This window comes from Candidatus Nanosynsacchari sp. TM7_ANC_38.39_G1_1, from assembly GCF_004138385.1.
The window spans coordinates 1-10,241 of the sequence record NZ_PQNZ01000028.1; the positions used below are offsets into that span (position 1 = coordinate 1).

Below are 10,241 nucleotides of genomic sequence, written 5' to 3' on the forward strand. Positions count from 1 at the left end.
TTCTAGCACCAAAGCGGTATAATAACCATATGAACAATAATCAGCAAAACGCGAATCCGCAGTCGCCAGTTTCACAAACAACGCCAACGATGCAGCCAATGCCCGACCAAGCGCCGCAAGTGACACCAACAGCACAGCCGTTACCTGGTCAATCACCGCAAATGGCAAACCAACAGTTAGCAGTAGAACCTGAGGCGGAGGCGGTTACAAACCCCAACGACGCTCCTAAAGGTATTATTCAGCAGCATCGAGAGTTTGTTAATAGTAGTAATAATATTGTTTTTCATCTAGCGCGCAGTACAACAATTACCCTGATTGTTTTCTTCGTCGGGGCTTTTTTGATGTTTATTGCTCGCATGCAAGACGAGCCGTTTTTTGGACCTGTAATAGTTAATCTTTTCTTGGTACCGTTTTGCTTGACTCTCGGGACGGCTCATTCACCGTTAGCGAGGCTGCGGCTATGGCGAATTGTAAGTTCAATCATGCTGATGCTGAATGTAGGTATGCTATTCATGCATGGTTTATTTGGTATCGCAAAGGACAACGACTCCAGCCCTGCAGTTGGTAGTATGCCGCTGTGGATGCTGCCTGCTGAAAAATCCTTGATCACAGTATTAGCGTATATGGTATTTATCATTCCGCCAGCCATTATTTTCTTGGTTACTACGCTGAAGTATTCTAAGGCTACTCAGCTAAAATAGGCTGTTCACGTTAGTAAATACTTATAATCAGTCAAGCTTTGAATATGTGCTAAGTAGGTTGACATAATACCCCCAGGGGGTATATAATAACTTTATGGATACAGCAGATATCAAGCGGCGAGCTCTGCACCGCACAAAAATTATTTTAGGGCAAATGCGCGGACTAGAGAAGCAAATTGCCGACGACGCATATTGCATGGATATTTTAACGCAAAGCCTAGCGCTGCAAAAGTCGCTGGCATCGCTCAATAAGCTCATTTTGGAGCGGCACTTGCGCACGCACATTGCTGACAAAATAGCCTCGGGCGATGAAATCCAGCAAAATGAAGCCGTAGAAGAGCTACTTAATCTATACGAGTTAAATAATATAAGGACGAAATGATGCACCACGAATCTCATTCTCACTGCAACACAAAAACTTCAACCAAACGCATGGCATTAGCAGCGACCTTGCACTGTTTGGCGGGCTGCATGATCGGCGAAATGCTAGGCGTCACCATCGGCACGCACGCTGGATTTACACCGCACGCCACGGTAATTTTGGCATCGGTTTTGGCATTTACATCTGGCTATACTGTATCAACTATCCCGCTGATAAGCGCTAAGTTATCGTTCATCAAAGCCTTCAAATTGGTTTTCGTTGCCGATACGTTATCAATTCTGTCGATGACCATCGTTGACAATGTTATCATGCTCGTTGTGCCAGGCGCCATGAACAAAGACCTCACTCATCCGATGTATTGGACAAGCCGGCTGCTATGCATGACTGCCGCGTTCCTAGTGTCGTACCCTGTTAATTTATATTTATTGCGCCGCGGCAAGGGTCACGCGCTGACTCATCAGTATCACCACCATAATAAATAATAACGGCGCGCGAATAAATTCCAAGGAGCCTTGGCTTTTTCCTTGCCAGCTCGCCAGATTTTTAGTACAATCATAAGGTAGTTTTGTGGCTCTTTAGCTCAGTTGGTAGAGCAGAGGCCTGAAGAGCCTTGTGTCACTAGTTCGAGTCTAGTAGGAGCCACCAGTAAAATACTCTCCCCGCCGGAGAGTGTTTTTCTTTAGGCTAGAAAGCAGGTATAATAATTTTAATGAGAAGTATTCAGCGAAAGCAAGCATCTTGGCGCGGGCCGATAATTTTCGGTGTAGTCTTGGTAGCGGTAATTGTCTTGGTGTGCGCAGCGACCTACTTTACATTTCGTTCATCGGGTGGCTACACTGCTGTTGAATTGCAACCAGCTCGTGAAAAATTCCCTGATGTTCAGGTAGATAAGCTGTCGCCGCTACGTGCTCGCGCTATAAATATACTTCGCCAACAATACGATAATCCGCAGCCTGGCCCGTTTTATAGCCAGGGCGAGAAGCAGGATTGGTGCGCAAATTTTGTTAGTTGGGTCAGCCGCCAAGCTGGCGCGCCGCTAACAAATCCGCATAGCGGCGGTTGGCGTATCCCAGGTGTGCGCAGTCTCGAGACGTATTATCGTAACGCTGGTAAGTTCCGCGCCGCAAATAGCGGCTACCAGTTGCAGCCTGGCGACGCTATTATGTACGACAGCGCCAGTCGTCATGGCGAGCACGTGAACTTTGTGCTCGAATACGACAACGGCAAAGTGACGACTATTGGCGGTAACGAGGGCGGCGTGATTAACATTCAACAGTCGGATCTCAGCCGCGACGGACCGATTCGCGGTTTTGGACTGCTAGAATAATGGCGCACATTTCAATTTCTTAACCGTATACGGTATGATAGAATTATGTTCAAAAAGTATATCAAGAAGAAGCTTCAAAAGTATGTCGTTAAGTACTTTGAGCTGCATCCACATGTCAGATTGATAGTTGTTGCTGGCAGTGTTGGTAAAACTAGCACCAAGCGTGCTCTCGGCGGGCTATTATCGCAGCGTTTTCGCGTCCGCATGCACGAGGGTAATCATAATTCAGAAGTGTCGGCGCCATTGGCGATTCTCGGCATTAACTTACCAGAGAGATTGCATAGCCCATTGGCGTGGCTAGGTGTTTTTAGGGCAGCGCATCGCCGCGTTTATAGTCCAGCGGATGTCGATGTCATTATTCAAGAATTAGGCGTTGACCATCCAGGCGAGATGATGGATTTTGGCACTTACTTGCGGCCGAATATTGCGCTAGTTACGGCGATAACACCTGAACATATGGAATTTTTTGGCTCAATTGAACATGTGGCTCAAGAAGAGTTATTTGTTGCTAAATTTTCTGAATATACGCTAATTAACCGCGATGATATTGACGGGCGGTTTGCGGATTTCTTGGAATCGGCAAACTTTAGTACTTACGGCACGACTGGGCTAGCAGAGTTTCGTTTTGAGCAGCAACAGCTTGACGAAAATGGCTATAGCGGCACGGTTATTGCCCCTAACGATATTCGTTTTCCCGCTACTATTAAAGTAGTGGGCGAGCATAGCTTGCGCCCGATCATGGGGGCAGTTGGCGCGGCGATGATGCTCGGGTTGCCAGTGGAAGACATTATACGCGGACTGTCGCTCCTCAAGCCAGTGCCGGGGCGGATGAATCTGCTGCGCGGCATTGGTGGCGTGACTATTATAGACGACACTTATAATTCTAGCCCGGCAGCGGCTCAGGCGGCGCTGCGAACTCTATACGAGTTCACGGATGTACCGAGTCGAGTGGCTGTTTTTGGTGATATGCTAGAGCTTGGCGGCAGCAGTCAGGCCGAGCACGAGAAGCTCGGTCGCATGTGCGATCCGAATCTTTTGTCGTGGGTGGTAGTCGTCGGCGTGGCGGCGACGCAATACTTAGCACCAGCGGCCCGTTCGACAGGCTGCCAAGTTCATGTGGCGCGCAACGCTATCGAAGCTGGCGAGTTCGTCCGTTCAATAACCGAGCCGGGGACGGTAGTGCTGGTCAAAGGCTCGCAGAATGAAATATTCCTCGAAGAATGTGTTAAGGTGCTCTGCGACATGACCGAGGACGCTGAATTAGTCCGCCAAAGCGATAAATGGCTAGCTATCAAAGACAAATATTTCCAGCAATTTTAATCGTGTGTATAATAGGTTTAAGTTAAGGAGTAAAGGAGTAAGCTAGCAATGAAACAAGACGGTGCGCCAAAGAAGCCGAAAACCACTAAAAAGAGGGTTTCTGACAAGCCCAAAGCCAAGGTCAAAACCGAGACCAGTAAAAAAGCTAAAGTTTCAACAAGCACGACGACACCAGCGCCAGCGCCCGCCGAACAATCCGCTGCAAAATCCAATGCTGTGACAGAACGGCCAGCTGCTGCTCCAGCTACCGCTAACCAGACTGTGGCTCAACCTATAGCTCAGCCAGCGTTGCCGCCGCAGATGGCGATGGGCCAGCGAAAGTCTAAAGCAGGCTTGATTATTGCTATTTGCGCCGCAGTATTAGTTGTGCTGCTGGCGATTGCTGGCGCTACTGCTTATGCGTTTTATCAGAAGCCAGAAAACGTCTTGCTCGACGCGGTTAGCAAATTGCCGCTCGCTACCAAAGTCTCGACCAAAACCACGGTGAACTCAAACTTTTCTTATGAAGCCGACGGCGTGAACATTAAGTTCAAAAAATTTACATTTGATACTGGTGCTGAAAATACGCCGAAATTTGACGCAAATGCCGAGTTAGTTCTAGAGGTGAATGGCAAGGAGCTGTCTCTCAAGGCTAGCGGTTTGGCAACTGACAATGGTACAGTCTATTTCAAGGTTGACAATATCGTATCAAGCATCAAGGAAACGTTGTCTATTCTACATCAAAAGTTGCCTGCGCAAGCTGAAAAACATCTGAAAAAGATTGATGGCAAATGGGCAAAATATTCGCTAGCTGATGTTCGCAAACAGGACAAAAAATCAGCCGACCAGCTACAATGCGTGATTGATGCTTACAAAAAATACTCCAAAGACGATAAAGCTAAGCATCAAATCTCCAGTGTTTACAAAAAACATCCATTTATAATTATCGACAAAGAAGTTAAGTCGCAAAATGGTAATTTTGGCTACGACGTATCAGTTGATGACGACAAAGCAGAGGCTTTCTGGAAGGATTTTCGAGAAACCTCTTTCGCTAAGAGCATTGAATCTTGCGCGCCGAACGTTTCGTCTTCGTCGTCTGATACTTACAAGTCTGCCAAAAAAGCCAAATCAAAAGCTGACGCTACCATGACCGTTTGGGTATCGCAATGGTCGCATGAACTGCGCGGCGTTGACGTTAAGGCCACTAACCTTAAGACCGATAGCCGTTCCGACAAAAACTACAACGTCAGCGCCAAAACAGTTATTGATTTTAGCAAAGGTTCGCAGGTCGCTGTTCCAAGCGACGCCATAAGCGCTGAAGAGTGGGCAAGGGCAATCAGCCAATCTTTTCAGTCGGTAGCTGGCGGTAGTTATTTATCTGCGCCAACCGTTGATACCGATAATGATTTAGATTATGGCGATTACGACGATTAATTACTAGAACCAGCTATGTTTTATCTGTTATACTGATAGTTGATGAGACACTATAACCCTTCTGAAATTGAGCCGAAATGGCAGCAAATCTGGGCGGATGACCAGCGTTATCATACGAACGAGTCAAGCGCCAAGCCAAAATACTATGTGACGGGCATGTTCCCGTATCCAAGCGGCGCAGGCATGCATACTGGCCACTTTATGGAGCATTCCATTGTCGATGCGGTGGCACGTTTTCGCCGAGCGCTTGGCTATAACGTGATGTATCCGATTGGCTGGGATAGCTTTGGCTTGCCAGCCGAGAATTACGCTATCAAAACTGGCCGCAAACCTCGAGAAACTACCGCTGACAATATTGCGAATTTCAAAAAGCAATTGCGCAGTGTTGGTGCCAGTATCGATTGGTCGCGTGAGATCAATACCAGCGACCCAGAATATTACAAGTGGACGCAGTGGATATTTACTAAGCTGTTTGAAAAGGATTTAGCCTACCAGAAAGAATCGCTGCAATGGTGGTGTCCAAAAGACAAGACGGTTCTCGCCAACGAGCAAGTGATTGACGGCAAATGTTGGCGCTGCGACTCGGTGGTTGTCAAGAAATCTATGAAGCAGTGGTTCTTCCGGATTACCGCTTATGCCGAGCAGCTGCTTGCCGAGCTGCCAGAGATGGATTGGCCCGACAAAATCAAAATTGCGCAGACTAACTGGATCGGTAAAAGTGAAGGCGCTGAGATTACTTTTCAAGTTGACGGCAGCGATGATACGATAACCGTTTTTTCAACGCGTCCTGATACGATTTTTGGTGCAACCTTTCTGGTGTTAGCGCCCGAGCATCCATTGGCACGCACGCTGTTGACCGATGAAACGCGCGAATTAGTCGAGAACTATATTAATGATGCCGTCAAGAAATCAGAGATTGAACGCAGCAACGACACCAAAGAGAAAACAGGTGTTTTTAGCGGCAGTTATGCTATCAACCCGGCGACTGGCCAAAAGATTCCAATTTGGATTGCTGATTATGTTCTGGGGGGCTATGGCACTGGTGCGGTGATGGGCGTGCCAGCGCATGACGACCGCGACTTTGCTTTTGCCGAGAAATTCGAGCTGCCAGTCGTTGAGGTCATCGAGAGGCCTGAGGATGACATTGACACCGACGCTTGCTATCACGGCGAAGGGGTTTTGGTGAATTCCGGCGCTTTTGACGGTACGCGCAGCGAGGATGCTCGCGAGCAAATTGTCGCTTGGCTCGAGCAAGAGGGTAAAGGCAAGTCGCAAATTACTTACAAAATGCGCGATTGGCTGATCAGCCGCCAGCGCTATTGGGGCGCGCCGATTCCGATTATTTATTGTCCGGAGCACGGTGCAGTGCCAGTTCCAGAAAGTGATTTGCCAGTACTATTGCCAGATGTCGATGATTTCCAGCCGCGCGGCGATGGCAAATCAGTCTTGGCGGCGCAAGAAGACTGGGTGCAGACGACTTGTCCAGTTTGCGGCTCTCCAGCTCGGCGCGAAACTGACACGATGGATGGTTACGCTTGCAGTAGCTGGTATTTGCTGCGGTATACCGATCCGCATAATACGCAGCAGGCCTGGGCGCCAGACAAGGCAAATTATTGGGCGCCGCTCGATATGTATGTCGGCGGCGATCACGCGACGGCCCATTTGCTGTATGTGCGCTTTTGGACGCACGTCTTTAGCGAGCTTGGGCTGACAGATTTTGCCGAACCAGTAAAAAAGCTGGTTTACCATGGTTTGATTCAAGCCGAGGACGGCCGCAAAATGAGCAAAAGTCTCGGCAATGTCGTCGATCCGCTCGAAGTTATTAACGCTGGCTATGGCGCTGACGCCCTACGTACGTTTGAACTTTTCCTGGGTCCGATTAACGAAAACTCTAGCTGGAACAGCCGCGGCATTGCTGGTGTTTATCGTTTTCTTAATCGCTTGTGGACGCTAGTGCAAGAATTTGACGACAGCGACAAAACTGGTACGTCTGATGCTCAGAAGCTTGATGCCATTATTAATTCTACTACCAAGAAAGTCACCGATGACATTCATCGGCTTAGCTTTAATACGGCGATTGCAGCGCTGATGGAATGCGTGAATGATTTGTACAAATTGAAAGTGGCGGGCTACAGCGAAGATTGGCGCCCACATCTCAAGACGCTAGTGCAATTGGTACAGCCGTTTGCGCCGCACATGGCTGCCGAATTGTGGCAGCAGCTTGGCGAAACTTCGCAGCTTGATTTTGCCGCTTGGCCTGCCTGGGATAATGCTAAGATTGTTAGCGGCAGCTTGCTCATTATCGTGCAAGTCAATGGTAAACTGCGCGCGAAACTCGAGGTCGCTGCTGATGCTAGCGAAGAACAGATCAAGGATCTAGCGCTAGCCGACGCCAACGTCCAGAAATTCGTGCTGGCTGAGCCGAAGAAGATTATCTACGTCAAGGGCAAGCTCGTCAATATCGTGGCGTGATCCCGTCCTTGCAGACTCACAAATGGTAAGTAGCGGTTTCTGACTCTATAGCTATTACTTTGTTGGATTTTCGACGCCAACGGGCGTAACATCGACGGTGCCGTCACCGTTCAAATCGACATGATACATGATTACTTCTGTGTCTGGGTGTGGTACGACGCTGATTTCGGCGGCGGCTTCATTGATAACTCCGTGTTCTAAATCGTGCTGCGGGCCCGTCCAGCCTTGCTCTTGTCCGTATTGATCGACGTAGGCGGTAGCTGCTCCGTTGACGCTACTACCTTCTGGAACCTCTATGCGGACGATCGCCGATTTATCGAACTCCTCGGGGTGTTCGCTATATTCGTCGACCAACTCGACAGCTTTCTGTTCGGCTACAGCTGCTGGGTTAGGTGTTTCGGCACTGCTGGCTCCGTAGTCTCCGATACCGCAGCCTGTTAACGCTGCTGTGCTCAAACCTATAGCAACGGTAGTAGTAATTAATTTCTCGGATTTACCAACGTTTTGTTCATGACTCATATCTTTATTATAGCATAACCGATATAAAAAGTCAATAATTAAAATACGATAACACTACAATGTCAAATACTTGAGAAAAGCCTCGCTTTAGCGTATAATACTACTAAGTTTATACAAACCGAGAAGGAGAACATTTCATGGCACAGCCAAAGAAACAATCAAGTCCTCGCAAGACTGGCATGCGTCGCAGCCATCTTGTCGAGAAGTTAGCCAAGCGCGTTAACGGCCATTCGCCAGTAAAAGTGTTGATTGGCAAGAAAAAATCATCAACCAAGCAGAAATAACCGTTTCAAACAAAAACGGTGAGATAATAAAAGGAAACAAACGCGAATGGCATCGAATAGACACCTTGGTCGGATTGTTGCGCTGCAAGCGCTATACGAATTGGAATTGCGCCGGCAGTCTGGCGACAACAGTGCCGCGTTAGATGATATCTTGAAGCGCGATGTCGAGCGTTACCGTTCGGCGATTGACGACATCGCTTTCGTAGAAGGACTGGCTAGCGGTGTTGTTAGTCAGCAGGAGGAGCTTGACCGGCAGCTGCAACCGATTGCGCCCGAGTGGCCGATTACGCAGATAGCACGGATCGACAGGGCAATCTTGCGGATTGGCCTGTACGAATTACTGCATCATCAAGATACTGTGCCGCCGCGCGTCGCCATCAACGAAGCGATTGAGCTAGCCAAAGCGTTTGGTTCTGATAATTCGAGCAAGTTTGTCAACGGCGTACTGGGTACCGCTTATCGCAAATTTGTCGAGGAAGGGTCAGATAATGCCAAAGCCGAAGGCCAACAAAAGCAAGTTTGATCATATACGCAAATATTTAACAAAGTCGCGTTCGGCGTCTATCCAAGAAATCGTTCGCGAGCCGACTAGCGGCGGCGTGATTTTCCGCCACGGCGAGTCGGGTATCGAGATTTTACTGATTCAGGATGCCAAAGACCGCTGGACAATTCCCAAAGGCCACATCGAGGAGGGCGAGACAGCCGTGCAGACTGCTCGCCGCGAAATTGGCGAGGAAGCTGGCTTGCACGACGTCGATATGCTAGGCTGGCTGGGCAAGATTCATTTTCGCTATCGTCGCCTCGATAAGCTCGTCTTGATGACGACGCAAATTTATTTGGTGCGCGTTCGTACTAGCGGCGATGAAATCCAGAAAGAGGATTGGATGAAAGGTATCAAATGGTTCCCGTTCAACGAGGCGCTCGAGCTGATCGAATACGAAGACATCGCCAAGCTAATGCTGAAAGCTAAAACGCGGATCCGCCAAGAAAACTTATAAACTTACAAAATACGAAAAGGAGGAAAGATGAGTGGTATGCCAACCGGGCCGTACCAAGATTGGGCGAAGCAGAAATTAGGTTTTGAATATAACGATATTCAGCTTCTGATTACTGCTTTGACACATCGCAGCTACGTCAACGAGCATAAAAAATCGGTGAGCGAGCACAATGAGCGTTTAGAATTTCTGGGCGACGCCGTGCTAGAGCTGGTGGTGACGGATTATTTATATAAACATTATAGCGAGCCGGAAGGAATCCTGACTAGCTGGCGCGCGGCGCTAGTCAACACCACTAGCAACGCCAAATCTGGCGAAGAGCTTGGTTATGAGCCATTGGTGCGGATGAGCCGCGGCGAGAAGCATGGTTCCGAGCGGGCGCGCCATCAGATTCTAGCCAATGCTTACGAAGCAGTGATCGGTTCGATTTATTTGGAGCGCGGCTATGATTCCGCGGCAGCCTTTATCGAGAAGCATACTATCAGCAAGCTTGACGGCATTCTAGAGAGCGGCTCTTGGCGCGATCCTAAAAGCCATCTGCAAGAAATCAGCCAGCGCGTCGACGGCGCTACGCCAGTCTACAAAGTCATCGCCGAAGACGGCCCAGACCACGACAAAGTTTTCACGCTCGGCGCTTATGTCGGCGACAAACTGATGGGCAAAGGCATCGGCCCTAGCAAACAAACCGCCCAGCAGCAAGCCGCCCGGGCAGCGCTGGAAGAGTATAAGAAACGGCAATAAAAAAGCCTGTTTCCAGGCATAAAACTATTAACTAATTTGAAGTTGTGATTGCCCGCAGCCGGACTGCGCAGGAGCTCAAGCTCAACT

At 48.8% G+C, this 10,241-nt stretch carries 12 protein-coding genes and 1 tRNA gene; 12 read left to right on the forward strand and 1 reads right to left on the reverse strand.

Translation table 11 applies throughout. The features are described from left to right. The first annotated feature begins 29 nt into the window (after positions 1 to 29). From G1ANC_RS02500 to leuS, 8 genes are all read left to right on the forward strand, one after another. Positions 30 to 701 carry a hypothetical protein gene (locus G1ANC_RS02500; RefSeq protein ID WP_129693452.1) on the forward strand — a complete coding sequence of 224 codons (672 nt, stop codon included), beginning with the start codon at positions 30 to 32 and terminating at the stop codon, positions 699 to 701. 94 nt (positions 702 to 795) lie between these two features. Next, entirely contained in the window at positions 796 to 1,083 is a 288-nt protein-coding gene (locus G1ANC_RS02505; protein WP_129693453.1) for a metal-sensitive transcriptional regulator, read from the forward strand. Then, positions 1,080 to 1,565: a DUF4396 domain-containing protein gene (locus G1ANC_RS02510; RefSeq protein ID WP_206660715.1), complete on the forward strand. Its 486-nt coding sequence runs from the start codon at positions 1,080 to 1,082 to the stop codon at positions 1,563 to 1,565. Before G1ANC_RS02505 ends, G1ANC_RS02510 begins: the two co-directional genes overlap by 4 nt. Before the next feature lie 87 nt (positions 1,566 to 1,652). Beyond that, positions 1,653 to 1,728 (forward strand) — tRNA-Phe (locus G1ANC_RS02515). Between the two features lie 64 nt (positions 1,729 to 1,792). Continuing rightward, the gene (locus G1ANC_RS02520) at positions 1,793 to 2,410 is read left to right on the forward strand and encodes a CHAP domain-containing protein (RefSeq protein ID WP_129693454.1); all 618 of its coding nucleotides are present in this window, start codon (positions 1,793 to 1,795) and stop codon (positions 2,408 to 2,410) included. 45 nt (positions 2,411 to 2,455) lie between these two features. Further along, positions 2,456 to 3,730, forward strand: coding sequence for a UDP-N-acetylmuramoyl-tripeptide--D-alanyl-D-alanine ligase (locus G1ANC_RS02525; protein WP_129693455.1), 1,275 nt, complete (start codon positions 2,456 to 2,458; stop codon positions 3,728 to 3,730). Between the two features lie 48 nt (positions 3,731 to 3,778). Continuing rightward, positions 3,779 to 5,143 (forward strand): hypothetical protein, encoded by a 1,365-nt coding sequence (locus G1ANC_RS02530; RefSeq protein ID WP_129693456.1) that lies wholly within the window; start codon positions 3,779 to 3,781, stop codon positions 5,141 to 5,143. 42 nt (positions 5,144 to 5,185) lie between these two features. After that, entirely contained in the window at positions 5,186 to 7,615 is a 2,430-nt protein-coding gene (gene leuS / locus G1ANC_RS02535) for a leucine--tRNA ligase (RefSeq protein ID WP_129693457.1), read from the forward strand. Positions 7,616 to 7,669: 54 nt separating this feature from the next. Here the strand turns inward: leuS and G1ANC_RS02540 are convergent, their stop codons facing one another. Further along, on the reverse strand, positions 7,670 to 8,134 hold the full coding sequence (locus tag G1ANC_RS02540) for a hypothetical protein (protein ID WP_129693458.1): 465 nt from the start codon (positions 8,132 to 8,134) through the stop codon (positions 7,670 to 7,672). 137 nt (positions 8,135 to 8,271) lie between these two features. Between G1ANC_RS02540 and G1ANC_RS04030 the strand changes: the two genes are divergently transcribed. From G1ANC_RS04030 to rnc, 4 genes are read left to right on the forward strand one after another with little or no spacing between them, the layout of a single operon-like run. After that, positions 8,272 to 8,418 (forward strand): hypothetical protein, encoded by a 147-nt coding sequence (locus tag G1ANC_RS04030; RefSeq protein WP_164997984.1) that lies wholly within the window; start codon positions 8,272 to 8,274, stop codon positions 8,416 to 8,418. A 46-nt stretch (positions 8,419 to 8,464) separates the two neighbouring features. Then, positions 8,465 to 8,941: a transcription antitermination factor NusB gene (nusB, locus tag G1ANC_RS02545; RefSeq protein ID WP_129693459.1), complete on the forward strand. Its 477-nt coding sequence runs from the start codon at positions 8,465 to 8,467 to the stop codon at positions 8,939 to 8,941. After that, complete coding sequence (locus tag G1ANC_RS02550) at positions 8,907 to 9,416, forward strand: NUDIX hydrolase (RefSeq protein ID WP_129693460.1); 510 nt, start codon at positions 8,907 to 8,909, stop codon at positions 9,414 to 9,416. Before nusB ends, G1ANC_RS02550 begins: the two co-directional genes overlap by 35 nt. 27 nt (positions 9,417 to 9,443) lie before the next feature. Beyond that, positions 9,444 to 10,154: a ribonuclease III gene (gene rnc, locus G1ANC_RS02555; protein ID WP_129693461.1), complete on the forward strand. Its 711-nt coding sequence runs from the start codon at positions 9,444 to 9,446 to the stop codon at positions 10,152 to 10,154. Positions 10,155 to 10,241: the final 87 nt, after the last annotated feature.

Excerpts from the sequence above, each read along its gene's own strand:
- G1ANC_RS02500 (WP_129693452.1), top strand. The coding sequence starts at position 30 with ATGAACAATAATCAGCAAAACGCGAATCCGCAGTCGCCAGTTTCACAA.
- G1ANC_RS02505 (WP_129693453.1), top strand. The coding sequence starts at position 796 with ATGGATACAGCAGATATCAAGCGGCGAGCTCTGCACCGCACAAAAATT.
- G1ANC_RS02510 (WP_206660715.1), top strand. The coding sequence starts at position 1,080 with ATGATGCACCACGAATCTCATTCTCACTGCAACACAAAAACTTCAACC.
- G1ANC_RS02520 (WP_129693454.1), top strand. The coding sequence starts at position 1,793 with ATGAGAAGTATTCAGCGAAAGCAAGCATCTTGGCGCGGGCCGATAATT.
- G1ANC_RS02525 (WP_129693455.1), top strand. The coding sequence starts at position 2,456 with ATGTTCAAAAAGTATATCAAGAAGAAGCTTCAAAAGTATGTCGTTAAG.
- G1ANC_RS02530 (WP_129693456.1), top strand. The coding sequence starts at position 3,779 with ATGAAACAAGACGGTGCGCCAAAGAAGCCGAAAACCACTAAAAAGAGG.
- leuS (WP_129693457.1), top strand. The coding sequence starts at position 5,186 with ATGAGACACTATAACCCTTCTGAAATTGAGCCGAAATGGCAGCAAATC.
- G1ANC_RS02540 (WP_129693458.1), bottom strand. The coding sequence starts at position 8,134 with ATGAGTCATGAACAAAACGTTGGTAAATCCGAGAAATTAATTACTACT.
- G1ANC_RS04030 (WP_164997984.1), top strand. The coding sequence starts at position 8,272 with ATGGCACAGCCAAAGAAACAATCAAGTCCTCGCAAGACTGGCATGCGT.
- nusB (WP_129693459.1), top strand. The coding sequence starts at position 8,465 with ATGGCATCGAATAGACACCTTGGTCGGATTGTTGCGCTGCAAGCGCTA.
- G1ANC_RS02550 (WP_129693460.1), top strand. The coding sequence starts at position 8,907 with ATGCCAAAGCCGAAGGCCAACAAAAGCAAGTTTGATCATATACGCAAA.
- rnc (WP_129693461.1), top strand. The coding sequence starts at position 9,444 with ATGAGTGGTATGCCAACCGGGCCGTACCAAGATTGGGCGAAGCAGAAA.